The organism is Yersinia rohdei ATCC 43380, from assembly GCF_000173775.1.
Lineage (GTDB): Bacteria > Pseudomonadota > Gammaproteobacteria > Enterobacterales > Enterobacteriaceae > Yersinia > Yersinia rohdei.
Genome location: NZ_ACCD01000035.1, coordinates 1 through 20993 on the forward strand (window position 1 = coordinate 1; position 20993 = coordinate 20993).

Sequence of the window (20993 nt, forward strand, 5' to 3'; positions counted from 1 at the left end):
CACAACTCTTTTTTCGTCTTTTTCTACTGTTTGAATACTTTTCACTCCTAACGTGCAGATCTTGGTCGATCTACTGCGTTTTCACTACGATCCCCAGACCAGATTGGTTGTAATTCCATCAGCAAAGGCTAGTATTGCCGGTAAAGTACTTTCTTATTAAGAGGCTATTATTATGTCCGATGCTATTCGCCCCTATCTTCATTATTCACCCAAGCTCGGTGAACGCGTCCTTATTGATGGATCCAGTGTGATCATTGGTAATGTTGTTTTGGGTGATGATGTCAGTGTCTGGCCGTTAGTGGCTATTCGTGGTGATGTTAACCAAGTAACCATTGGCGCTCGTTCTAATATTCAAGATGGAAGTGTATTGCATGTCACTCATCAGTCTGACTATAACCCCGAGGGGTATCCGCTGATCATTGGTGAGGATGTCACTGTCGGACATAAGGCTATGTTGCACGGTTGCAGCATCGGCAATCGAGTATTAGTGGGCATGGGTTCCATTGTATTAGATGAGGCTATTATAGAAGATGACGTCATGCTTGGTGCAGGCAGCTTAGTCTCTCCTGGAAAACGATTGGTTAGCGGCCACCTTTATATGGGCAGCCCTGCCAGACAAGTTCGCCCTTTGACGCCAGCGGAATTAGAAGGTTTGCTTTACTCTGCGGGCAACTACGTGCGCTGGAAAGATGACTATCTGACAGAAACCAAATAAGGCGTAATATCAGACGCAGGGAATAAATCACTTCCTTCCCTGCATTTTTACTTAAACCGAATACCTTTCTATTTACCTAAATCATCACGCAACTGATTTAATACTGGTGCAATATCTGGCATTACACCATGCCAGAGCTGAAAAGCATGTGCCGCCTGCCCCACCAGCATTCCCAAACCATCAGCATAGCAAGTCGCTCCTAACTTTGTGCTCCAGGCTAAAAACGGGGTGGTATCTGCTTGGTAAAACATATCGTAACAGCGGGTTTGCGGATAAATGATATCAGTAGGTAAATGCGGAACTTCGCCATGAATACCCGAGGCTGTCGCATTGATGATTAAATCAAATTGCTGCCCACTTAAAGACTGCATTTCAGCAGCATCAATATCGCCTAAATGATGGAATACCTCGGCAAGCTGCTGCGCACGTGCATAAGTCCGATTAGTGATAACCACTTTGCATCCATATGAAAGCAAAGGGAGAATCACACCGCGAGCGGCACCGCCCGCGCCTACCAATAAGATACGGTCTGTGGCTTTTATTAAATGCTGACGTTCAAGGTCACTCAGTAAACCAATACCGTCTGTATTGTCGCCTAACAGACGCCCGTCCTCTAATGGCTTTATAGTGTTGACGGCACCGGCCAGTGATGCGCGATCAGTGAGTTCATCACACTTAGCATAGGCAAGTTCTTTAAATGGCGTCGTGATGTTGGCGCCCTTTGCCCCAGCAGCAAAAAACGATGTTAATACTTGCTCAAAGGTTTCATGAGGTGCCAATACCATACCGTATTGATGTTCAATACCGGTTTGCTCGGCAAAAAGCGCATGGATCCTCGGCGACTTACTGTGCCCAATGGGGTTGCCAAACACTGCAAATTTTTGATCCATGCTATTTCCTAACCTTGACGGAATTGCTTACCGGTTAAAGCATCTCTTATTTCAGATGGATTCAGGCGGCCACCAACCTGACCTTCAAGTACTGGTAATGAAGGGCCGAATTGCATTCTGACCTCTGCGACCGTACGGCAAGGTTCTTGTCCACTTAAATTGGCACTGGTTGAAACCAGTGGCTTACCATATTGCAAGCAAAGTTGCTGTACCAGTGGGTGGTCACTCACTCTGACAGCCAATGAGTCAAAATGACCAGTTAACCAGCGCGGCGTCTCAGGGCGGGCCGGAATTACCCATGTGACTGGCCCTGGCCAACAGGAGAAGAGTGTTTCTCGCTGTGTATCACTTAACGCCGAATCATTCACATAAGGTTTTAACTGTTCATAATTAGCTGCAATTAGGATTAAGCCTTTCTGCCAGGGGCGCTGTTTTAATGCTAATAAGGCATTCACCGCATTTTCGCTATCTGGGTCACAACCTAAACCAAAAACCGCTTCTGTTGGATAGGCGATAACCTGTTCTTGCTGCAATGCCCGCAGCACATCTGAGAAAACGACATTATTTTCTGTTTTACTCACGTTGTTATTACTCACTTACTACTGCCTTCCCACATAACTTACTGGCGCAAAAACGTTTTACGCCTTGTGCTGTTCTCTTTTCCATTAACAATGGATAGTGGCAATAAGCGCACTCTCCAGCAATGGGTTGCTGATTAATCGTAAACTGGCAATCAGGATAACGATTGCAGGCATGGAATATTTTCCCAAACCGAGACTTACGTTGTAGCAATTTCCCTTGGCCACACTGTGGGCAACCAATTGATGTCTCATCAGGCTTATCAATGACTTCAGTATGGTCACATTGCGGATATTGGCTACAACCAATAAACATCCCAAAGCGCCCTTGCCGCAACACCATCTCTGAACCACATTCAGGACAATGTTGGCCTTCCAAGACTTTCACGATATGCCCATCTGATTGTGCTTTCAACGGACGTATATATTGGCAGTCTGGATAATGTGAACAACCAAGGAATGGGCCATGACCGCCGCTGCGGATAACTAACGCCGATCCACATTCCGGACACGGCCCGTTATCCTTGGCAGTAACTGTTTTCGTCATAACGCCTTCTCTATAAAATTATTAGCCAGTGATATTACCACTTAGTGCAAATAACCTTCATTGACTTCAAAAAGTAACTCTTCCATTTGCTGATAAGCACTTTCATAACCTGGAATGTTAAACAGCACCATCAATACCACCCATTTGAGATCCTCTAAGTCAATCTCATTAGAGTCCAACGCCATGAGGCGATCGATAACCATCTCACGGGAATCAAGGTGCAATACCTGAATTTGTTCAAGAAATAAGATAAAACCACGACAAGTGGTATCCAGGCGTTGGCATTCTTCCGCAGTATAGACTCGCAATGCTTGCGGATCAGCAGCATAGAGATAAGGGGCTTTCTGCCCTTCTTGTAAATCCGCAAGAGCCTCTAACCAGTTCAGGGCGTTGTTGATATCCTCACGATAGAAACCCGCGTCAGCAAGATCGTCGGTAATTTTGTCTTGATCGACCAGCATTTCCGACTCGTTATGCATATAAGTTTCAAATAAGTAAATTAGAACGTCGAACATGGCCTGCCCTCCTTAATCGGACATAGCCGCCGGGTACAGCTGCGATCCACCCTGCTAACTCCAGCTCGAGCAATTTGCTGACGATATCTGGCACAGGTTGGCCGGCGCGTTCGGCGACGACATCAACGGGTGTCACCTCATCTCCTACGTTAGCCAACACATCGGCAAATGGCAATTCAACTTGCCCTTCGGATGAAGAAATAATTACTTCATCCGGCAATGATATCCATTGTAGCGAACCGCCGATTTGTTCAGCTATCTCACGAGCAGACCTTGCCAGGTAAGCTCCCTGTTGAATTAGCCAGTGCACACCTTCACTGGTTGCGCTGCCTAATGGCCCCGGTAAAGCAAAAACATCCCGCCCTTGCTCCATGCCATAGCGGGCTGTAATTAAAGAACCACTTTTCAGTGTAGCTTCAACAACTAAGACCGCAGAGCTTAACCCACTAATAATGCGATTTCTTCTGGGAAAATGTGCCGCGATAGGCAGTGCGGTCGTCAAAAACTCGGAAACCAAGGCTCCACCTTGGCTCTCAATTTCTCTGGCTAAATGATTATGGCAACGCGGGTAGATATTCTCCAGCCCACTCCCCAAGACAGCGATAGTTTTACCTTTTACACTCAAGGCCGCCTTATGGCAGATCCCGTCAATCCCCATTGCCAGACCACTGGTAATAACAAGCCCCGCGAGAGCCAGTTCAGAGGAAAAATACTGCCCCCACTGCTCGCCATAATGGCTAAAATGCCGGCTCCCAACCATAGCAATTTGTGGACGATAAAGGACATCAAGCTCACCGGAGACAAAAATGACTAATGGCGCGGCTGAAATATGTATTAAGCGGGGTGGATAATCAGGTTCACCATAAGCCAATAGGTGGTGAGAGGGGTGATTCAACCACCGAAGTGCGGCCTCAATATAATGGGCATCTGCCCGCAAAAACTGTTGGCATTGCGGCGGTTGCAATCCATAGGCTGCTAACCTCCCCGGATGAATATCACCGCTGGCGAGCAACCGCTTGGCGAGCGCGCTACCTTTTCTTGCCCCAAGCCCTTTGACCTGACTCATCCTTAGCCATAATTCTGCCGCTAGCATTTTGCCTCCCTGGCTTACTTTCTATACAGATACCTATTCGTTCAATTGGTAGCCGATGCTGTCAATCAGGGCCGGAAATGTCTACAATAGAGATTGAATATCATTCACTACTCGGACGCAGATCTAGATATTTATGTCAGTATTACAAGTATTACATTACCCAGATGAGCGGCTGCGCAAAATTGCTGCGCCGGTAAAAGAAGTTAATAGTGAAATCCAGCGTATCGTCGACGACATGTTCGACACCATGTATGCAGAGGAAGGTATCGGCCTTGCTGCAACACAAGTGGATGTTCACCTGCAAATTATCGTCATTGATGTCTCGGAAAACCGCGACCAACGTTTGGTGTTGATCAACCCAGAATTGTTGGAAAAAAGCGGCGAAACCGGCATTGAAGAGGGTTGTTTATCCATTCCTGAGCAACGCGCGTTGGTTCCTCGAGCTGAGAAAGTAAAAATCAGAGCGCTGGATCGTGACGGTAAACCTTTTGAGCTGGAAGCTGATGATTTATTAGCAATTTGTATCCAGCATGAAATGGATCACTTGGTTGGTAAACTGTTTGTAGACTATTTGTCACCGCTGAAACGCCAGCGTATCCGCCAAAAGCTGGAGAAACTGGCCAAGTTGAATGCGCGTGCCAACTAACCCTTTCTAATGCAGGAAACCAACGTGTCTGATTCTTTGCGAATTATTTTTGCCGGAACTCCTGACTTTGCAGCGCGCCATTTAGGCGCGCTGTTGTCTTCTCAACATCAAATTGTGGGTGTTTTCACTCAACCCGATCGCCCGGCTGGTCGAGGTAATAAGCTCACGTCAAGCCCGGTTAAGGTACTAGCAGAACAACACGATATTCCCGTTTTTCAGCCAAAATCACTACGGCCTGAAGAAAACCAACATTTAGTCGCCGATCTTAACGCGGATATTATGGTGGTGGTGGCCTATGGTTTGATTCTGCCTGCTTCAGTGCTAGCAATGCCGCGGCTCGGCTGTATTAATGTGCATGGTTCGTTGTTACCACGCTGGCGCGGTGCTGCACCTATTCAGCGCTCTTTATGGGCTGGTGATGCAAAAACCGGGGTAACTATCATGCAGATGGATATCGGGCTAGATACTGGCGATATGCTGCATAAGATTGAGTGTGACATTCAGCCAGAAGATACCAGTGCGACACTGTATGACAAATTAGCCGAGCTGGGCCCCCAGGGATTATTGGTAACACTGCAACAATTAGCCGCAGGCAATGCCCGGCCTGAAGTTCAGGATGAAGCTCAAGTTACCTATGCAGAAAAACTCAGTAAAGAGGAAGCCAAATTAGATTGGTCACTTTCTGCGATTCAGCTAGAGCGTTGTATTCGTGCTTTCAATCCTTGGCCCGTCAGTTATTTTGTGGTTGAGGAACAACCGGTCAAAGTTTGGCAAGCACAAGTGATTGATACTACTGAGAATGCAGCACCCGGCACTGTCATTCATGCCGATAAGCATGGCATTCAAGTTGCTACCGCCGAGGGCGTTTTGAATATTACACAACTGCAACCTGCAGGGAAAAAACCCATGTCAGCTGCAGATTTGTTAAATTCACGGCGCGAATGGTTTACACCTGGCAGCCAACTCGCATAATAGATCTGTTTCAACTGTATACCGATTGGATTTCAAGGTGCAGAACTGTGGTCGCGAGAGCAGCCAACCCCTTTGCAACTTAACATATTGATGGGTATAGATTTCATCGCCCGATACTTCATCATCGGGCCACTTTCCCTTTATTTGCTGACGTTTGTCGGCTTTTTTGGTTATGAAAAACACATACAATCTCCGTAGCATCGCTGCTAAAGCAATTAGCCAGGTATTGGATCAGGGGCAATCGCTCAGTACCGTTTTGCCTGGACTAAATAAAAGTATTTCCGATAAAGATCGCGCACTGCTACAGGAACTGTGTTTTGGCACTTTGCGTGTCCTGCCGCAACTCGAGTGGTGCATTCAACAGTTAATGGCACGCCCTATGACCGGTAAACAGCGTGTTTTTCATTACCTGATTATGGTCGGACTTTATCAGCTGATATACACCCGAATTCCTCCACATGCAGCTCTGGCGGAGACAGTTGAAGGCGCTACTGCGCTGAAACGCCCGCAATTAAAAGGGCTAATTAACGGTGTGCTACGCCAATTCCAGCGCCAACAGGTAGAATTACTGGAGCGCGCCGCAAATAACGAGAGTCATTACCTGCATCCAAGTTGGTTATTGGCACGGATTAAGCAAGCTTATCCCGATCAATGGCAGCAGATCTTGGAGGCGAATAATCAGAAACCACCCATGTGGCTGCGGGTGAGCCGGCTTCATCATTCGCGTAGTGAATATCTAGAACTCTTAAAACAAGCAGATATCGAAGCACTGCCTCATGACGTTTATCCTGATGCAGTTCGCCTTATCACACCTTGCTCTGTCAATGACTTACCTGGTTTTGACCTCGGTTGGGTAACAGTTCAAGATGCATCGGCACAAGGCTGTGTTGATCTGCTCAGTCCGCAAAATGGCGAACAGATCCTCGACCTCTGTGCTGCCCCTGGGGGCAAAACCACTCATATTCTGGAAGCTGCGCCAAAAGCTCATGTATTGGCGGTTGATATTGATGAACAGCGACTCAGCCGGGTGAAAGAAAATTTACAGCGCTTAAAATTACATGCGGACGTGCGGGTCGGTGATGGCCGAACTCCGGATGAATGGTGCGGTAACCAACAGTTTGACCGAATATTATTAGATGCACCTTGCTCTGCCACTGGGGTCATCCGTCGGCATCCAGATATTAAATGGTTACGTCGAAACAGTGATATCGCCGAACTGGCCCAGCTACAATCTGAGATAATCGAAGCTATCTGGCCTAAACTGAAAAAAGGCGGCGTAATGGTTTATGCTACCTGCTCTATATTACCCGAAGAAAATCAGCAACAAATCGCCGCTTTCCTGCAACGACATAGCGAAGCCGAGTTGGTTGAAACAGGGACAACTTCAGCACCTGGTAGACAAAATCTGCCGCACCCTGAAGATGGCGACGGTTTCTTTTATGCCAAGTTAATCAAAAGCTAATGGTGGATTTTACTGCCTCAAACCTAATTTCAGTGTGAAACAGAGAACGCGATGAAAATAATTATTCTTGGGGCAGGACAAGTTGGCGGAACCCTGGCAGAAAACCTGGTAGGCGAGAACAATGATATCACTGTCGTTGATGTCGACTCTGGCCGGTTACGCCAGTTACAAGATAAATTTGACCTGCGAGTTGTGCAAGGGCACGGCTCGCATCCTCGAATTTTGCGGGAAGCTGGAGCTGAAGATGCTGATATGTTGGTTGCGGTAACTAACTCCGACGAAACCAACATGGTTGCTTGTCAAATTGCTTACTCGCTCTTTAATACGCCAAATCGTATCGCTCGAATCCGTTCAGCTGAATATATCCGTGAATCAGATAAGCTTTTTTTACCTGAAGCGGTGCCTATTGACCATTTAATTTCACCAGAACAACTAGTTATCGATTATATCTATAAATTAATCGAATACCCTGGTGCCTTGCAGGTAGTCAATTTCGCGGAGGGTAAAGTCAGTATTGCCGCAGTCAAAGCCTATTATGGCGGGCCATTAGTTGGGAATGCATTGTCATCTTTGCGTGATCATATGCCGCACATTGATACCCGAGTTGCCGCTATATTCCGCCAAGACCGACCTATTCGCCCACAAGGCTCAACAATCATTGAAGCGGGTGATGAAGTTTTCTTTGTTGCCGCCTCGCAGCATATCCGGGCCGTAATGAGTGAGTTACAGCGTCTGGAAAAGCCTTATAAACGTATTATGATTGTTGGCGGTGGCAATGTGGGTGCGGGTTTGGCCCTGCGATTGGAAAAAGATTACAGCGTAAAATTAATTGAACGCGACCAGCAACGCGCGGCTGAACTAGCAGAAATGCTGCACGATACTATCGTGTTTTATGGCGATGCATCAGACCAGGAACTGCTAGCTGAAGAACACATTGAGCAGGTTGATGTCTTTATTGCCATTACCAATGATGATGAAGCAAATATTATGTCAGCTATGCTGGCAAAACGCATGGGTGCGAAAAAAGCGATGGTATTAATCCAGCGCAGTGCCTATGTCGATCTGGTGCAGGGAAGTGTTATTGATATAGTGATATCACCACAGCAAGCCACTATTTCTGCACTATTAGGCCATGTGCGCAAAGCCGATATTGTCAGTGTATCGTCACTAAGACGGGGTGTCGCAGAAGCTATCGAAGCCATTGCTCATGGTGACGAAAGCACGTCAAAAGTTGTCGGCCGAATGGTCGAAGATATCAAACTACCACCCGGAACGACCATTGGGGCCATTGTTCGTGGTGATGAAGTAATCATTGCTAATGGTAATTCAGTTATTAAGCAGGGCGACCATGTGGTGATGTTTATCACCCACAAGAAATTTGTTCCTGATGTGGAGCGATTGTTCCAACCAAGTCCATTCTTCTTGTAGCCAGCAATAATTAAATTTGCTTGCCAATTTTATAAATTAAAACTAATCCCAAAGGGAATAGAAAAAATCTCTTATAATTTTGGCAGTAGTAGGCTTTATTTAGCTAAGATTAAGTAGTTCATTTTAAATGGGGTGTTGGTTATGAGCTTTATGAAGGAATTTCGTGAATTTGCCATGCGAGGCAATGTTGTCGACTTAGCTGTCGGGGTAATTATTGGTGCTGCATTCGGCAGAATAGTTTCTTCACTTGTCGCCGATATCATCATGCCACCATTAGGTTTATTACTCGGTGGAGTCGATTTTAAACAATTCCATTTCGTATTACGAGCAGCGGAAGGAACTGTGCCCGCGGTTGTAATGAATTACGGTACATTCGTTCAGAGCATTTTTGATTTTGTCATCGTAGCACTGGCTATTTTCTCCGCAGTTAAAGTGATAAACAAACTGCGCCGTGAAAAAGCGGAAGAGCCAGCAGCGCCGCCAGCCCCGACAACAGAAGAAAAATTGTTAGCTGAAATTCGTGATTTGCTGAAAGCACAGCAATCCAAATAATCCCATTGCAATAAAACGTTAAAAGCCATCAATTAGATGGCTTTTTTTTTGCTCTAAAACCAGAAGGCCAGTGGTAATAAATCCATTGATTGCTTACCACTGGCCTCCCAGTTACCGCCTTTTGCATGTTTTTCTTTACGTTGATAACTCCCTTTGCCTTTTATATTTTTCTCTATACGCTGCCTGAAGAGGGGATCATGGAGTAATGCTTCTAACGCGTTGTCTTTAATTTTGCCTTTAGTATGCCGATATGTCGTCATAATAGTGCCTCACTAATGGATGTGTTGATTAAAAATCGCCCTAATAATACTGTTTATCCGAACCCTTTAAAACTGCCTATCTGAAAAATTTTGCTCCTCAGCCGCGCCCTGTTCCAAAGCTTCTAAAATAGAACAATAAGTCGTGGCATGGGTACTTCCACAACAAGCATTACTAAGACGTTTCAGTGATTCGCGCATCCTTTTTAGCTCTGTAATTTTACTTTCGACATCATGTAAGCGCGAATCAACAATGGCTTTGGATTCTTGGCATGTATGATGTTCGGGATCGACGCGGATCGACAATAATTCAGCGATAGTTTCTAATGTAAATCCGAGTTGCTTCGCATAACGGATAAAACGTAAACGCTGTAAATCTTGTTCGGTATAAAGCCTGTAGCCGCCCTCTGTTCGCTCACCATGATTCATCATACCCTGCTTTTCATAATAGCGAATAGTATCTGGCGTGACATCTGCAAGTTTCGCGAGCTGCCCAATTTTTAACATTTTGTCACTCCTCTTTCGACATCTTATCTGCCACTTGAGATTGATACTCTTGGTGCAGAAAATCCGTACTAAACCCAGCTTGCTTTAGCCTCAGCTCCAATAAAACTAAACGTTTGTGGAGATGAGCATAATCACCCTGCTGTTTATCAAGTCCTGATAATAAGTCTGCAATAGTAAGCGCCTCCTGCCTATCTTGTAATTCAGGAGGAAGATATCCGGCATTCTTCAATAATCTATATCCTGCTCTTAGATCCAGAGGTATATGCGTATCATCATCGAGTAACAATGGCCTACCACTTCCCGGCAAGTTATCGAGCTCCCCTTTTTCTTGAGCATTAATAATATGCCTTTCAGCCCACTCATCAATTAATCCCATATCACCCCTAAGAGAATAGTCCCATCAGATGGTTTGATAGTGAAGGTTAATGGATTGGCAGGTAAATAATAAGAGGATAGGGACAAGATATAGTGGAAAAAAACTCATCTTACTGAATTATGGACGTAAAAAAACCGGGCAAGCCCGGTTTTTTTACGCGTTTACAGATTACTCTGCAGCAACTACTTCTGCTTGCGATGCAGCACGATCAACTAACTCGATGTAAGCCATCGGGGCGTTGTCGCCTGCACGGAAGCCACACTTCAGAATGCGAGTGTAACCACCGGCGCGGCTCGCGAAACGCGGGCCTAGCTCGTTAAACAGTTTTGCCACGATCTCGTTATCACGAGTACGGGCGAATGCCAGACGACGATTAGCTACGCTGTCGGTCTTGGCAAGAGTAATCAGCGGCTCAACAACGCGACGCAGCTCTTTCGCTTTCGGCAGGGTCGTCTTGATTATCTCATGACGAACCAAAGAGCCGGCCATGTTACGGAACATAGCCTGGCGATGGCTGCTGTTACGGTTCAGTTGACGACCACTCTTACGATGGCGCATGACCTTATCCTTCTCAGTAAAACCTTAACCTGTGATCCGGTTACTCGTTGTCAGCAATGCTAGCCGGTGGCCAATTTTCTAGGCGCATGCCTAAAGAAAGACCACGTGATGCGAGCACGTCTTTAATCTCAGTAAGAGATTTTTTACCCAGGTTCGGCGTTTTCAACAGCTCAACCTCGGTACGCTGTACCAGATCACCGATGTAGTGGATAGCTTCTGCCTTGAGGCAGTTAGCAGAGCGGACAGTCAATTCCAGATCGTCAACAGGGCGCAGCAGGATCGGATCAAACTCTGGCTTCTCTTCTTTAACTTCCGGCTGACGTACATCACGTAGGTCAACGAAAGCTTCAAGCTGTTCAGCCAAGATAGTTGCCGCACGGCGGATCGCCTCTTCAGGATCGATCGTACCATTGGTTTCCATCTCGATAACCAACTTGTCCAGGTCGGTACGCTGTTCTACACGCGCTGCTTCAACATTGTAGGCAATACGCTCTACAGGGCTATAGCATGCGTCTACTAACAGACGACCAATCGGGCGCTCATCTTCTTCCGAATGAATTCGGGCAGAAGCCGGCACATAACCACGACCACGTTGAACTTTGATACGCATACTAATAGATGCGTTTTCATCGGTCAGGTGGCAGATAACGTGCTGCGGCTTGACGATTTCGACATCACCATCATGGGTGATATCGGCTGCAGTCACAGGGCCAATGCCAGATTTATTCAGGGTAAGAATAACTTCATCTTTGCCCTGAACTCTCACCGCCAGCCCTTTCAGGTTGAGCAGGATCTCCAGGATATCTTCCTGTACGCCTTCTTTGGTGCTGTACTCATGCAGTACACCATCAATCTCAACCTCGGTCACCGCGCAACCCGGCATAGATGAAAGCAGAATACGGCGCAGTGCATTGCCGAGAGTATGGCCAAAGCCACGCTCTAACGGCTCAAGGGTCACCTTGGCGTGCGTCGAACTGACTTGCTCGATATCTACCAGGCGCGGTTTTAGAAACTCTGTCACAGAACCCTGCATTGTGTCCTCTCTTTGGTACTAAGCTTTACTTGGAGTAAAGCTCGACGATCAGGTGTTCGTTAATGTCCGCAGACAGATCAGTACGTTCAGGAATACGTTTGAACACACCTTCCATCTTGACAGCATCAACTTCCAGCCAAGTCGGCTTTTCACGCTGCTCAGCCAGCTCCAAAGCTGCCTTAACACGAGACTGCTTTTTCGCTTTCTCACGGATGCTGACTACGTCATTCGGAGATACCTGATAAGAAGCGATGTTAACAACGCGACCATTTACCATGATAGCTTTATGACTAACCAGCTGACGTGATTCAGCACGAGTTGCGCCAAAGCCCATACGGTAAACTACGTTATCCAGACGGCCTTCCAGCAATTGCAACAGGTTTGCACCAGTGTTGCCTTTCAGACGTGCTGCTTCTTTATAGTAGTTACGGAATTGACGTTCCAGAACACCATAGATACGGCGAACTTTTTGTTTCTCACGTAACTGTACACCATAGTCAGACAGACGCGGTTTACGCGCACCGTGCTGGCCAGGTGGTTGTTCAATCTTACACTTGGTGTCAATCGCGCGAACGCCAGACTTAAGGAACAGGTCTGTGCCCTCACGACGGCTCAGCTTGAGCTTAGGACCCAAATATCTTGCCATTTTCTCTCTCCAACTAACCTAAAAGCAACGTTATACGCGGCGCTTTTTCGGCGGACGACAACCGTTATGAGGAATCGGAGTCACATCAGTAATATTAGTGATGCGGAAACCAGCCGCGTTTAACGCGCGAATAGTAGACTCACGACCAGGACCAGGTCCTTTAACCATAACTTCCAGGTTCTTAATACCGTATTCTTTCACTGCTTCTGCGCAGCGCTCTGCTGCAACTTGCGCTGCAAACGGAGTAGATTTACGAGAACCACGGAAACCGGAACCCCCGGCTGTTGCCCAACCCAAAGCGTTACCCTGACGATCAGTAATGGTAACGATGGTGTTGTTGAAAGAAGCATGGATATGAGCCACACCGTCAGAGACTGTCTTTCTTACACGCTTACGTGCACGAATAGGTGCCTTTGCCATTATTCAATCACCCCGATTATTTCTTGATCGGTTTACGCGGACCCTTACGGGTACGTGCGTTGGTCTTAGTACGCTGACCGCGAACTGGTAGACCACGACGATGACGCAAACCACGATAAGTCCCAAGGTCCATCAGACGCTTGATGCTCAGGGTCACCTCACGACGCAGATCACCTTCTACAACGTACTTGGCAACTTCGTCACGCAGCTTCTCGATTTGCTCTTCAGACAGCTCACTGATCTTAACATTTTCAGCAATACCCGCAGCAACACAGATAGCCTGTGAACGGGTCTTACCGATACCGTAGATCGCGGTTAAAGCGATAACAGTATGTTTTTGATCAGGAATGTTAATGCCTGCTATACGGGCCACTATGCACTCCTACTATTTTTATACAGCAATACCATTCTGAAAAGCCCGTTTTCAGGATACTCAAATAGCATTGCAGTCACATACAAAAGATTGGCTGGCTAATCTAGCCAGCTCAACCCAACTTTGCAAGAAAAATATGCAAGATAAATCAGCCTTGACGCTGTTTATGCTTTGGTTCGGCACTGCAGATTACGCGAACGACACCGTTACGCTTAACAATTTTGCAGTTACGACATAATTTCTTGACGGAAGCACGAACTTTCATTTTTACTCTCCGTAACTTCTCAAACATCCCTGAATTAGCGGTTATAGCCTTTCAGGTTTGCTTTCTTCAATGCAGACTCGTACTGACTCGACATCATTAGAGTTTGCACTTGAGCCATAAAGTCCATGATGACCACCACTACGATAAGTAGGGAGGTACCACCAAAGTAAAATGGTACTTTCATCGCGTCACGCATGAACTCCGGGATCAGGCAGATGAAAGTAATATACATCGCACCAATTAAGGTTAGACGCGTCATTACTTTATCGATGTACTTCGCCGTTTGCTCTCCCGGACGAATTCCTGGCACGAATGCACCGGACTTCTTCAGGTTATCTGCTGTTTCACGCGGGTTAAACACCAACGCCGTGTAGAAGAAACAGAAGAAGATGATTGCAGACGCATAGAGTAACACATAAAGCGGCTGTCCCGGCTGCAAATACATCGAAATAGTCGTCAGCCAGTTCCAACCTGTCCCGCCCCCAAACCATGATGCAATCGTGGCAGGGAACAGAATTATGCTGGAAGCGAAGATTGCAGGGATAACCCCGGCCATATTCACTTTCAACGGTAAGTGTGTGCTCTGTGCTGCATAAACACGACGACCTTGTTGACGTTTAGCATAGTTAACGACGATACGACGCTGACCACGTTCAATGAAAACAACGAAGAAGGTTACTGCAAACACTAATACTGCAACCAACAGCAACAGGAGGAAGTGCAGGTCGCCTTGCCGAGCTTGCTCGATGGTATGACCAACTGCCGGCGGGAGCCCCGCGACAATACCAGCGAAGATTATGATTGAGATACCGTTACCGATACCTCGCTCAGTAATCTGTTCACCCAGCCACATGAGGAACATAGTCCCCGTGACTAAGCTAACAACAGCGGTAAAGTAGAAGGCAAAGCCTGGATTGATTACCAGACCTTGCATCCCAGGCATATTCGGCAGACCGGTAGCAATACCGATCGACTGGAATATAGCCAATACCAACGTGCCATAGCGGGTATACTGACTAATCTTACGACGGCCAGCCTCCCCTTCTTTCTTTATTTCAGCCAACGCTGGATGAACCACCGTCAACAGCTGGATAATAATTGACGCCGAAATATACGGCATAATACCCAGGGCAAAGATAGAAGCACGACTGAGAGCACCACCAGAGAACATGTTAAACATTTCAATGATGGTGCCTCTCTGCTGCTCGAGCAATTTAGCAAGCACAGTGGCATCGATACCAGGAATCGGAATAAAAGAGCCGATACGGAAAACAATAAGCGCACCGATAACAAACAAAAGTCTGCGCTTCAGTTCGCCTAATCCGCCTTTAGCACTTTGAAAATCTAATCCTGGTTGCTTAGCCATCTGCTACTTATTCCTCAATTTTACCGCCAGCAGCTTCGATAGCAGCACGAGCGCCTTTGGTGACACGCAGACCACGAAGAGTTACCGCACGAGTGATTTCGCCTGAAAGCATAACTTTCGCGAACTCAATCTGGGTACCAACAACGTTAGCGGCTTTCAGCGTGTTCAGGTCGATTACGTCGCCTTCCACTAAAGCCAGTTCAGACAGACGAACTTCTGCCGTGATCATCGCTTTGCGAGAGGTGAAGCCGAATTTCGGCAAACGACGATATAAAGGCATCTGACCACCTTCAAAACCACGACGTACGCCACCACCAGAACGTGAGTTCTGACCTTTGTGACCACGACCAGCAGTTTTACCCAGGCCAGAACCGATACCACGACCTACACGCTTCGGCGCATGCTTGGCACCTTCAGCCGGAGACAGAGTATTTAAACGCATCTGTTACTCCTCAACTTTAACCATGTAGGAAACCAAGTTGACCATACCACGTACAGCAGGAGTATCCTCACGCTCTACAGTATGACCAATACGACGCAGACCTAAACCGATCAGGGTTGCCTTATGTTTTGGCAAACGACCGATACTGCTTTTTGTTTGAGTTACTTTAATAGTCTTTGCCATGGTTATTTCCCTAGAATTTCTTCGACGGATTTACCACGCTTAGCAGCGACCATTTCTGGGGATTTCATATCTTCCAAGGCAGCAATAGTTGCACGAACCACGTTAATCGGGTTAGTAGAACCATATGCCTTAGCTAATACGTTATGAACCCCTGCAACTTCTAAGACGGCGCGCATTGCACCACCGGCGATGATACCGGTACCTTCAGAAGCTGGTTGCATGAATACACGGGAACCTGTGTGAGCACCTTTTACAGGGTGCTGCAGAGTACCGTTATCCAAAGCAACATTAATCATAGCGCGACGGGCTTTTTCCATCGCTTTCTGGATCGCTGCCGGAACTTCGCGTGCTTTGCCGTAGCCAAAACCAACGCGACCGTTACCATCACCAACTACTGTCAGTGCGGTAAAGCTGAAAATACGGCCACCTTTTACGGTTTTAGATACGCGGTTTACCGCGATCAGCTTTTCCTGCAGTTCGCCAGCTTGTTTTTCGATGTGAGACATCTTACACCTCTACCTTAGAACTGAAGGCCAGCTTCACGGGCAGCATCTGCCAGTGCCTGGACTCGACCATGATATTGGAAACCGGAACGGTCAAAGGATACTTTCGTGATCCCTTTTTCCAATGCGCGCTCAGCAATAGTTTTGCCTACAGCTGTTGCGGCATCTTTGTTGCCGGCGTACTTCAATTGCTCATTGATAGCTTTTTCTAAAGTAGAAGCGGCTACCAAAATTTCAGAACCGTTTGGTGCAATAACCTGCGCGTAAATATGGCGTGGGGTACGATGTACCACCAGGCGAGTCGCACCCAGTTCTTTGAGCTTGCGGCGTGCGCGGGTCGCACGACGGATACGAGCTGCTTTCTTATCCATAGTGTTACCTTACTTCTTCTTAGCCTCTTTGGTACGCACGACTTCGTCGGCGTAACGGACACCCTTGCCTTTATAAGGCTCAGGACGACGGTAGGCACGTAAATCTGCTGCAACCTGACCAATCACCTGCTTATCAGCGCCTTTCAGCACGATTTCAGTTTGGGTCGGGCATTCGGCAGTGATGCCAGCCGGCAATTCATGGTCAACTGGATGAGAGAAGCCTAAAGCTAAATTCACCACGTTGCCTTTAACTGCGGCACGGTAACCTACACCTACCAATTGAAGCTTCTTAGTGAAGCCGTCGGTAACACCAATGACCATTGAGTTCAACAATGCACGAGTGGTACCCGCTTGGGCCCAACCGTCTACAGCGCCTTCGCGTGGAGCGAAAGTCAGTGTATTTTCTACTTGTTTAACTTCAACAGCGCTATGGACGGTACGAGTCAGCTCGCCGTTCTTACCCTTTATCGAAATAACCTGACCGTTGAGTTTTACCTCTACGCCGGCAGGAATGACGACGGGTGCTTTTGCAACACGAGACATTCTTTCCTCCCGAATTAAGCTACGTAGCAGATAATCTCGCCACCAAGACCAGCTTGGCGAGCTGCACGATCGGTCATAACACCTTTAGAGGTAGAAATAACAGCGATACCCAAACCGGCCATAACTTTTGGCAGCTCATCTTTTTTCTTATAGATGCGCAAACCTGGACGGCTGATACGTTGAATGCTTTCTACCACTGCCTTGCCCTGGAAATACTTAAGTGCTAATTCCAGAACAGGCTTGGTGTCGCCTTCGATTTTAAAATCTTCAATAAAACCTTCTTCCTTCAGAACGTTGGCAATTGCCACTTTCAGCTTGGAGGAAGGCATGGTGACCGCAACTTTGTTTGCGGCTTGACCGTTACGGATACGGGTCAGCATATCCGCGATCGGATCTTGCATGCTCATCTGTCTTTACTCCCGTGATTCAATTGGTGACAATTACCAGCTAGCCTTTTTAAGGCCCGGGATTTCACCGCGCATTGCGGTTTCACGGACTTTAATACGGCTCAACCCGAACTTCCGCAGGAAACCATGCGGACGACCAGTTTGGTTGCAGCGGTTACGCTGACGGGACGGGCTGGAATCACGCGGCAGAGACTGCAGCTTCAGAACAGCATTCCAACGATCTTCGTCGGATGAGTTCACACCAGAGATAATAGCTTTTAATTCCTCGCGTTGAGCGCGGTATTTGTTAGCTAGTTTCACGCGAACAACTTCGCGTGCTTTCATTGATTGCTTAGCCATCAGTAACCCTACCTTACTTGCGGAATGGGAATTTAAAAGCAGCCAACAATGCACGGCCTTCATCATCGGATTTCGCAGTAGTGGTAATGGTAATATCCAAACCACGTACACGATCGACTTTATCGTAGTCGATTTCCGGGAAGATGATCTGCTCGCGCACACCCATGCTGTAGTTACCACGACCATCGAATGACTTAGCGGACAAGCCACGGAAGTCACGGATACGAGGTACAGCAATGGTAATCAGACGCTCAAAGAATTCCCACATGCGTTCGCCACGCAGGGTTACTTTACAGCCGATCGGATAGCCCTGACGGATTTTGAAGCCTGCAACAGATTTGCGTGCTTTGGTGATAAACGGCTTTTGACCGGAGATTGCTGCCAAGTCAGCTGCTGCATTGTCCAGCAGTTTCTTGTCAGCGATCGCTTCACCAACACCCATGTTCAGGGTGATCTTCTCGACCCGAGGGACTTGCATGACAGAGTTGTAGCCAAACTGAGACATCAGTTGTTTGACCACCTCGTCTTTGTAGTAATCATGCAGTTTCGCCATCGTATTACTCCAAATTACTTGATAGTTTCGCTATTAGATTTAAAGAAACGGACTTTTTTGCCATCTTCAAATCTAAAGCCTACACGGTCAGCCTTACCGGTTGTCGCGTTGAACAGCGCAATGTTGGAAACTTGAATTGCAGCTTCTTTTTCAACAATGCCACCTGGTTGGTTCAGGGCCGGAACCGGCTTCTGATGTTTTTTAACCAGGTTGATACCTTCAACAATGACCTTACCAGCAGACAGGACATTCTTTACTTTACCGCGCTTACCTTTGTCTTTCCCGGTTAGCACGATAACTTCGTCATCACGACGGATTTTCGCTGCCATGGTTCGCTCCTTAGAGTACTTCTGGTGCCAGAGAGATAATTTTCATGAACTTCTCATTACGCAGTTCACGAGTTACCGGCCCAAAAATACGCGTGCCGATTGGCTGCTCGCTGTTATTATTTAAAATAACACAAGCGTTACCATCGAAGCGAATGACAGAACCGTCCGGGCGACGTACACCCTTCTTGGTGCGCACCACTACCGCCTTCAGCACATCGCCTTTCTTCACCTTGCCACGAGGAATTGCTTCCTTGATGGTGATCTTGATGATGTCGCCGATGCCTGCGTAGCGACGGTGCGAGCCACCTAGAACCTTGATACACATTACGCGACGTGCACCGGAGTTGTCGGCCACGTTCAGCATAGTCTGTTCTTGGATCATGTTAGTGCTCCGCTAATGTCAACTACTACTTTAGGACCCAGAATAGGTCGTTTAAAAGCCCCATGAATGAGGGCGCAGCATTATAACACCGCATCCAGATTATGGGTAGAAAAAATAAACGGCTCACTTTCTGAGCCGTTCATTCTATGCGAGTTGGCTACTCTATTACAGAATCGCTTTCTCTACAACGCGAACAAGCGTCCAAGACTTAGTCTTTGACAATGGACGGCATTCGCGGATTTCTACCACGTCACCGATTCCACATTCATTGTTCTCGTCATGTACATGCAATTTCGTCGTACGACGGATGAATTTCCCGTAAATAGGGTGCTTCACCACACGTTCGATAGCAACAACCATGGATTTCTCCATTTTGTCACTAACTACGCGACCTTGCAGAGTACGAGTTTGGTCAGTCATTACGCACCCGCCTTTTCAGTCAGTAAAGTCTTAACACGTGCGATATTACGGCGCACTTGTTTCGACAGGTGAGTTTGTTGCAGCTGGCCACTAGCCGCCTGCATGCGCAAATTAAATTGCTCACGCAGCAGGTTGAGCAGCTCAGTGTTCAGCTCTTCAACGCTTTTTTCACGCAGCTCTTGTGCTTTCATTACATCACCGTCTTAGTTACAAAGGTGGTTCCGACAGGCAGTTTTGCTGCCGCAAGCTTAAATGCTTCGCGAGCAGTTTCTTCCGGCACACCAGCCATTTCAAATAAAACTTTTCCTGGCTGGATCAGGGCAACCCAATACTCTACGTTACCCTTACCTTTACCCATACGCACTTCGAGCGGCTTCTCGGTGATCGGTTTGTCCGGGAATACACGGATCCAGACCTTACCTTGACGCTTAATTGCACGTGTCATCGCACGACGGGCTGCTTCGATTTGACGAGCCGTCAGGCGGCAACGGCCACAAGCTTTCAGGCCGAACTCACCGAAGCTAACATCCGTACCTTGCGCAAGGCCACGGTTACGGCCTTTGTGCATCTTACGGAATTTTGTACGCTTTGGTTGTAACATCAGCGATTCTCCTTACTTGCGGCCTTTACGCTGCTGCTTTTTAGGTTGCGCAGCCGGTTCCGGTTGTTCAACAGCAGCCATACCACCCAAGATCTCACCTTTGAAGATCCATACCTTAACGCCGATTACACCATAAGTGGTGTGCGCTTCAGATGTGTTGTAATCGATATCCGCACGCAGTGTATGCAACGGAACACGACCTTCACGGTACCATTCGGTACGCGCGATTTCAGCACCGCCAAGGCGGCCGCTTACTTCAACTTTGATACCTTTAGCGCCAAGACGCATTGCGTTCTGTACAGCACGCTTCATAGCACGACGGAACATAACGCGACGTTCCAGCTGTGAAGTGATGCTGTCAGCAACCAATTTTGCGTCCAGTTCCGGTTTACGGACTTCGGCGATGTTAATCTGCGCAGGAACGCCAGCGATATCCGCTACGACCTTACGCAGTTTTTCGACATCTTCACCTTTCTTGCCGATAACGATGCCAGGACGAGCTGTGTGAATAGTCACACGGATGCTCTTCGCTGGACGCTCGATAACGATGCGAGAAACGGAAGCTTTCGCTAATTCCTTAGTCAGGAATTGGCGAACTTTAAAGTCGCTGTCCAGGTTGTCAGCGAATTCTTTGGTATTTGCGTACCAGGTAGAGTTCCAAGCTTTGACAATACCTAGTCGAATACCATTAGGATGTACTTTCTGACCCATTGCTAGTCTC

35 protein-coding genes are annotated in these 20993 nt (G+C 47.3%); 6 read left to right on the forward strand and 29 right to left on the reverse strand.

Annotated features, from left to right (window positions below; translation table 11 throughout):
• Positions 1–172 precede the first annotated feature (172 nt).
• Positions 173–715 carry a gamma carbonic anhydrase family protein gene (locus YROHD0001_RS02255; protein WP_004716360.1) on the forward strand — a complete coding sequence of 181 codons (543 nt, stop codon included), beginning with the start codon at positions 173–175 and terminating at the stop codon, positions 713–715.
• Between the two features lie 68 nt (positions 716–783).
• On the opposite strand, the gene aroE is transcribed toward YROHD0001_RS02255, so the two are convergent.
• From aroE to dprA, 5 genes are read right to left on the reverse strand one after another with little or no spacing between them, the layout of a single operon-like run.
• Entirely contained in the window at positions 784–1605 is an 822-nt protein-coding gene (aroE, locus tag YROHD0001_RS02250; RefSeq protein ID WP_004716361.1) for a shikimate dehydrogenase, read from the reverse strand.
• An 8-nt stretch (positions 1606–1613) separates the two neighbouring features.
• Positions 1614–2186 carry an L-threonylcarbamoyladenylate synthase type 1 TsaC gene (tsaC, locus tag YROHD0001_RS02245; RefSeq protein ID WP_004716362.1) on the reverse strand — a complete coding sequence of 191 codons (573 nt, stop codon included), beginning with the start codon at positions 2184–2186 and terminating at the stop codon, positions 1614–1616.
• A 7-nt stretch (positions 2187–2193) separates the two neighbouring features.
• Positions 2194–2730 carry a DNA topoisomerase family protein gene (locus YROHD0001_RS02240; protein ID WP_004716363.1) on the reverse strand — a complete coding sequence of 179 codons (537 nt, stop codon included), beginning with the start codon at positions 2728–2730 and terminating at the stop codon, positions 2194–2196.
• Between the two features lie 41 nt (positions 2731–2771).
• On the reverse strand, positions 2772–3245 hold the full coding sequence (locus YROHD0001_RS02235) for a DUF494 family protein (protein WP_032818072.1): 474 nt from the start codon (positions 3243–3245) through the stop codon (positions 2772–2774).
• Entirely contained in the window at positions 3217–4338 is a 1122-nt protein-coding gene (gene dprA, locus YROHD0001_RS02230; protein ID WP_004716365.1) for a DNA-protecting protein DprA, read from the reverse strand. The genes YROHD0001_RS02235 and dprA overlap by 29 nt, the downstream gene beginning before the upstream one ends.
• Before the next feature lie 133 nt (positions 4339–4471).
• Between dprA and def the strand changes: the two genes are divergently transcribed.
• The 5 genes from def to mscL all read left to right on the forward strand — a co-directional run bounded on the left by def (position 4472) and on the right by mscL (position 9398).
• Positions 4472–4984 (forward strand): peptide deformylase, encoded by a 513-nt coding sequence (gene def / locus YROHD0001_RS02225; protein WP_004716366.1) that lies wholly within the window; start codon positions 4472–4474, stop codon positions 4982–4984.
• A 24-nt stretch (positions 4985–5008) separates the two neighbouring features.
• Positions 5009–5956, forward strand: a complete 948-nt coding sequence (fmt, locus tag YROHD0001_RS02220; RefSeq protein ID WP_032818074.1) for a methionyl-tRNA formyltransferase — start codon at positions 5009–5011, stop codon at positions 5954–5956.
• Positions 5957–6128: 172 nt separating this feature from the next.
• On the forward strand, positions 6129–7418 hold the full coding sequence (gene rsmB, locus YROHD0001_RS02215; RefSeq protein ID WP_004716368.1) for a 16S rRNA (cytosine(967)-C(5))-methyltransferase RsmB: 1290 nt from the start codon (positions 6129–6131) through the stop codon (positions 7416–7418).
• Between the two features lie 51 nt (positions 7419–7469).
• Positions 7470–8846 (forward strand): Trk system potassium transporter TrkA, encoded by a 1377-nt coding sequence (gene trkA, locus YROHD0001_RS02210; RefSeq protein ID WP_004716369.1) that lies wholly within the window; start codon positions 7470–7472, stop codon positions 8844–8846.
• A gap of 141 nt (positions 8847–8987) precedes the next feature.
• Entirely contained in the window at positions 8988–9398 is a 411-nt protein-coding gene (gene mscL / locus YROHD0001_RS02205) for a large-conductance mechanosensitive channel protein MscL (protein WP_004716370.1), read from the forward strand.
• Positions 9399–9451: 53 nt separating this feature from the next.
• Here mscL and YROHD0001_RS02200 read toward each other — a convergent pair whose 3' ends face one another.
• From YROHD0001_RS02200 to rpsC, 24 genes are all read right to left on the reverse strand, one after another.
• Positions 9452–9658: an alternative ribosome-rescue factor A gene (locus tag YROHD0001_RS02200; protein WP_004716371.1), complete on the reverse strand. Its 207-nt coding sequence runs from the start codon at positions 9656–9658 to the stop codon at positions 9452–9454.
• Positions 9659–9724: 66 nt separating this feature from the next.
• Complete coding sequence (gene zntR / locus YROHD0001_RS02195) at positions 9725–10162, reverse strand: Zn(2+)-responsive transcriptional regulator (RefSeq protein WP_004716372.1); 438 nt, start codon at positions 10160–10162, stop codon at positions 9725–9727.
• A gap of 4 nt (positions 10163–10166) precedes the next feature.
• A complete protein-coding gene (locus YROHD0001_RS02190) occupies positions 10167–10538 on the reverse strand; it encodes a DnaJ family domain-containing protein (RefSeq protein ID WP_004716373.1) in 372 nt (123 codons plus the stop codon).
• 168 nt (positions 10539–10706) lie between these two features.
• Positions 10707–11096, reverse strand: coding sequence for a 50S ribosomal protein L17 (rplQ, locus tag YROHD0001_RS02185; protein ID WP_004391407.1), 390 nt, complete (start codon positions 11094–11096; stop codon positions 10707–10709).
• Positions 11097–11136: 40 nt separating this feature from the next.
• Entirely contained in the window at positions 11137–12129 is a 993-nt protein-coding gene (locus tag YROHD0001_RS02180; protein ID WP_004709232.1) for a DNA-directed RNA polymerase subunit alpha, read from the reverse strand.
• A 25-nt stretch (positions 12130–12154) separates the two neighbouring features.
• Entirely contained in the window at positions 12155–12775 is a 621-nt protein-coding gene (rpsD, locus tag YROHD0001_RS02175) for a 30S ribosomal protein S4 (RefSeq protein ID WP_002218949.1), read from the reverse strand.
• A gap of 30 nt (positions 12776–12805) precedes the next feature.
• Positions 12806–13195, reverse strand: coding sequence for a 30S ribosomal protein S11 (gene rpsK / locus YROHD0001_RS02170; RefSeq protein ID WP_002218948.1), 390 nt, complete (start codon positions 13193–13195; stop codon positions 12806–12808).
• Positions 13196–13211: 16 nt separating this feature from the next.
• Positions 13212–13568 carry a 30S ribosomal protein S13 gene (gene rpsM / locus YROHD0001_RS02165; protein WP_004702348.1) on the reverse strand — a complete coding sequence of 119 codons (357 nt, stop codon included), beginning with the start codon at positions 13566–13568 and terminating at the stop codon, positions 13212–13214.
• A 148-nt stretch (positions 13569–13716) separates the two neighbouring features.
• Complete coding sequence (rpmJ, locus tag YROHD0001_RS0118660; protein ID WP_002227352.1) at positions 13717–13833, reverse strand: 50S ribosomal protein L36; 117 nt, start codon at positions 13831–13833, stop codon at positions 13717–13719.
• A 34-nt stretch (positions 13834–13867) separates the two neighbouring features.
• On the reverse strand, positions 13868–15199 hold the full coding sequence (secY, locus tag YROHD0001_RS02160; RefSeq protein WP_004716375.1) for a preprotein translocase subunit SecY: 1332 nt from the start codon (positions 15197–15199) through the stop codon (positions 13868–13870).
• Between the two features lie 7 nt (positions 15200–15206).
• Positions 15207–15641, reverse strand: a complete 435-nt coding sequence (gene rplO, locus YROHD0001_RS02155) for a 50S ribosomal protein L15 (protein WP_004391411.1) — start codon at positions 15639–15641, stop codon at positions 15207–15209.
• A gap of 3 nt (positions 15642–15644) precedes the next feature.
• Positions 15645–15824, reverse strand: a complete 180-nt coding sequence (gene rpmD, locus YROHD0001_RS0118665) for a 50S ribosomal protein L30 (RefSeq protein ID WP_002213339.1) — start codon at positions 15822–15824, stop codon at positions 15645–15647.
• A gap of 2 nt (positions 15825–15826) precedes the next feature.
• Entirely contained in the window at positions 15827–16330 is a 504-nt protein-coding gene (rpsE, locus tag YROHD0001_RS02150; RefSeq protein ID WP_004391412.1) for a 30S ribosomal protein S5, read from the reverse strand.
• A gap of 14 nt (positions 16331–16344) precedes the next feature.
• Positions 16345–16698, reverse strand: a complete 354-nt coding sequence (rplR, locus tag YROHD0001_RS02145) for a 50S ribosomal protein L18 (protein ID WP_004702337.1) — start codon at positions 16696–16698, stop codon at positions 16345–16347.
• A 9-nt stretch (positions 16699–16707) separates the two neighbouring features.
• Positions 16708–17241: a 50S ribosomal protein L6 gene (gene rplF / locus YROHD0001_RS02140; protein WP_004716376.1), complete on the reverse strand. Its 534-nt coding sequence runs from the start codon at positions 17239–17241 to the stop codon at positions 16708–16710.
• A gap of 14 nt (positions 17242–17255) precedes the next feature.
• Positions 17256–17648, reverse strand: a complete 393-nt coding sequence (gene rpsH, locus YROHD0001_RS02135) for a 30S ribosomal protein S8 (protein ID WP_002213332.1) — start codon at positions 17646–17648, stop codon at positions 17256–17258.
• A gap of 33 nt (positions 17649–17681) precedes the next feature.
• Positions 17682–17987 (reverse strand): 30S ribosomal protein S14, encoded by a 306-nt coding sequence (gene rpsN, locus YROHD0001_RS02130; protein WP_004391418.1) that lies wholly within the window; start codon positions 17985–17987, stop codon positions 17682–17684.
• Between the two features lie 13 nt (positions 17988–18000).
• Entirely contained in the window at positions 18001–18540 is a 540-nt protein-coding gene (gene rplE, locus YROHD0001_RS02125) for a 50S ribosomal protein L5 (protein WP_004391419.1), read from the reverse strand.
• A 14-nt stretch (positions 18541–18554) separates the two neighbouring features.
• Positions 18555–18869 carry a 50S ribosomal protein L24 gene (rplX, locus tag YROHD0001_RS02120; RefSeq protein ID WP_004709242.1) on the reverse strand — a complete coding sequence of 105 codons (315 nt, stop codon included), beginning with the start codon at positions 18867–18869 and terminating at the stop codon, positions 18555–18557.
• Positions 18870–18879: 10 nt separating this feature from the next.
• Positions 18880–19251: a 50S ribosomal protein L14 gene (gene rplN, locus YROHD0001_RS0118670; protein ID WP_002213325.1), complete on the reverse strand. Its 372-nt coding sequence runs from the start codon at positions 19249–19251 to the stop codon at positions 18880–18882.
• Between the two features lie 165 nt (positions 19252–19416).
• A complete protein-coding gene (gene rpsQ, locus YROHD0001_RS0118675) occupies positions 19417–19671 on the reverse strand; it encodes a 30S ribosomal protein S17 (RefSeq protein WP_004718590.1) in 255 nt (84 codons plus the stop codon).
• Complete coding sequence (gene rpmC / locus YROHD0001_RS0118680; protein ID WP_005159843.1) at positions 19671–19862, reverse strand: 50S ribosomal protein L29; 192 nt, start codon at positions 19860–19862, stop codon at positions 19671–19673. Before rpmC ends, rpsQ begins: the two co-directional genes overlap by 1 nt.
• Positions 19862–20272, reverse strand: a complete 411-nt coding sequence (rplP, locus tag YROHD0001_RS02115; protein ID WP_002218940.1) for a 50S ribosomal protein L16 — start codon at positions 20270–20272, stop codon at positions 19862–19864. The genes rpmC and rplP overlap by 1 nt, the downstream gene beginning before the upstream one ends.
• A gap of 12 nt (positions 20273–20284) precedes the next feature.
• Positions 20285–20983, reverse strand: coding sequence for a 30S ribosomal protein S3 (gene rpsC / locus YROHD0001_RS02110; protein WP_002221644.1), 699 nt, complete (start codon positions 20981–20983; stop codon positions 20285–20287).
• Positions 20984–20993 lie beyond the last annotated feature (10 nt).

What these genes read in the sequence shown, in the direction of transcription:
- YROHD0001_RS02255 (WP_004716360.1), top strand. Translation starts at nt 173, where the DNA reads ATGTCCGATGCTATTCGCCCCTATCTTCATTATTCACCCAAGCTCGGT.
- aroE (WP_004716361.1), bottom strand. Translation starts at nt 1,605, where the DNA reads ATGGATCAAAAATTTGCAGTGTTTGGCAACCCCATTGGGCACAGTAAG.
- YROHD0001_RS02240 (WP_004716363.1), bottom strand. Translation starts at nt 2,730, where the DNA reads ATGACGAAAACAGTTACTGCCAAGGATAACGGGCCGTGTCCGGAATGT.
- YROHD0001_RS02235 (WP_032818072.1), bottom strand. Translation starts at nt 3,245, where the DNA reads ATGTTCGACGTTCTAATTTACTTATTTGAAACTTATATGCATAACGAG.
- dprA (WP_004716365.1), bottom strand. Translation starts at nt 4,338, where the DNA reads ATGCTAGCGGCAGAATTATGGCTAAGGATGAGTCAGGTCAAAGGGCTT.
- def (WP_004716366.1), top strand. Translation starts at nt 4,472, where the DNA reads ATGTCAGTATTACAAGTATTACATTACCCAGATGAGCGGCTGCGCAAA.
- rsmB (WP_004716368.1), top strand. Translation starts at nt 6,129, where the DNA reads ATGAAAAACACATACAATCTCCGTAGCATCGCTGCTAAAGCAATTAGC.
- trkA (WP_004716369.1), top strand. Translation starts at nt 7,470, where the DNA reads ATGAAAATAATTATTCTTGGGGCAGGACAAGTTGGCGGAACCCTGGCA.
- mscL (WP_004716370.1), top strand. Translation starts at nt 8,988, where the DNA reads ATGAGCTTTATGAAGGAATTTCGTGAATTTGCCATGCGAGGCAATGTT.
- YROHD0001_RS02200 (WP_004716371.1), bottom strand. Translation starts at nt 9,658, where the DNA reads ATGACGACATATCGGCATACTAAAGGCAAAATTAAAGACAACGCGTTA.
- zntR (WP_004716372.1), bottom strand. Translation starts at nt 10,162, where the DNA reads ATGTTAAAAATTGGGCAGCTCGCGAAACTTGCAGATGTCACGCCAGAT.
- YROHD0001_RS02190 (WP_004716373.1), bottom strand. Translation starts at nt 10,538, where the DNA reads ATGGGATTAATTGATGAGTGGGCTGAAAGGCATATTATTAATGCTCAA.
- rplQ (WP_004391407.1), bottom strand. Translation starts at nt 11,096, where the DNA reads ATGCGCCATCGTAAGAGTGGTCGTCAACTGAACCGTAACAGCAGCCAT.
- YROHD0001_RS02180 (WP_004709232.1), bottom strand. Translation starts at nt 12,129, where the DNA reads ATGCAGGGTTCTGTGACAGAGTTTCTAAAACCGCGCCTGGTAGATATC.
- rpsD (WP_002218949.1), bottom strand. Translation starts at nt 12,775, where the DNA reads ATGGCAAGATATTTGGGTCCTAAGCTCAAGCTGAGCCGTCGTGAGGGC.
- rpsK (WP_002218948.1), bottom strand. Translation starts at nt 13,195, where the DNA reads ATGGCAAAGGCACCTATTCGTGCACGTAAGCGTGTAAGAAAGACAGTC.
- rpmJ (WP_002227352.1), bottom strand. Translation starts at nt 13,833, where the DNA reads ATGAAAGTTCGTGCTTCCGTCAAGAAATTATGTCGTAACTGCAAAATT.
- secY (WP_004716375.1), bottom strand. Translation starts at nt 15,199, where the DNA reads ATGGCTAAGCAACCAGGATTAGATTTTCAAAGTGCTAAAGGCGGATTA.
- rplO (WP_004391411.1), bottom strand. Translation starts at nt 15,641, where the DNA reads ATGCGTTTAAATACTCTGTCTCCGGCTGAAGGTGCCAAGCATGCGCCG.
- rpmD (WP_002213339.1), bottom strand. Translation starts at nt 15,824, where the DNA reads ATGGCAAAGACTATTAAAGTAACTCAAACAAAAAGCAGTATCGGTCGT.
- rpsE (WP_004391412.1), bottom strand. Translation starts at nt 16,330, where the DNA reads ATGTCTCACATCGAAAAACAAGCTGGCGAACTGCAGGAAAAGCTGATC.
- rplR (WP_004702337.1), bottom strand. Translation starts at nt 16,698, where the DNA reads ATGGATAAGAAAGCAGCTCGTATCCGTCGTGCGACCCGCGCACGCCGC.
- rplF (WP_004716376.1), bottom strand. Translation starts at nt 17,241, where the DNA reads ATGTCTCGTGTTGCAAAAGCACCCGTCGTCATTCCTGCCGGCGTAGAG.
- rpsH (WP_002213332.1), bottom strand. Translation starts at nt 17,648, where the DNA reads ATGAGCATGCAAGATCCGATCGCGGATATGCTGACCCGTATCCGTAAC.
- rpsN (WP_004391418.1), bottom strand. Translation starts at nt 17,987, where the DNA reads ATGGCTAAGCAATCAATGAAAGCACGCGAAGTTGTTCGCGTGAAACTA.
- rplE (WP_004391419.1), bottom strand. Translation starts at nt 18,540, where the DNA reads ATGGCGAAACTGCATGATTACTACAAAGACGAGGTGGTCAAACAACTG.
- rplX (WP_004709242.1), bottom strand. Translation starts at nt 18,869, where the DNA reads ATGGCAGCGAAAATCCGTCGTGATGACGAAGTTATCGTGCTAACCGGG.
- rplN (WP_002213325.1), bottom strand. Translation starts at nt 19,251, where the DNA reads ATGATCCAAGAACAGACTATGCTGAACGTGGCCGACAACTCCGGTGCA.
- rpsQ (WP_004718590.1), bottom strand. Translation starts at nt 19,671, where the DNA reads ATGACTGACCAAACTCGTACTCTGCAAGGTCGCGTAGTTAGTGACAAA.
- rpmC (WP_005159843.1), bottom strand. Translation starts at nt 19,862, where the DNA reads ATGAAAGCACAAGAGCTGCGTGAAAAAAGCGTTGAAGAGCTGAACACT.
- rplP (WP_002218940.1), bottom strand. Translation starts at nt 20,272, where the DNA reads ATGTTACAACCAAAGCGTACAAAATTCCGTAAGATGCACAAAGGCCGT.
- rpsC (WP_002221644.1), bottom strand. Translation starts at nt 20,983, where the DNA reads ATGGGTCAGAAAGTACATCCTAATGGTATTCGACTAGGTATTGTCAAA.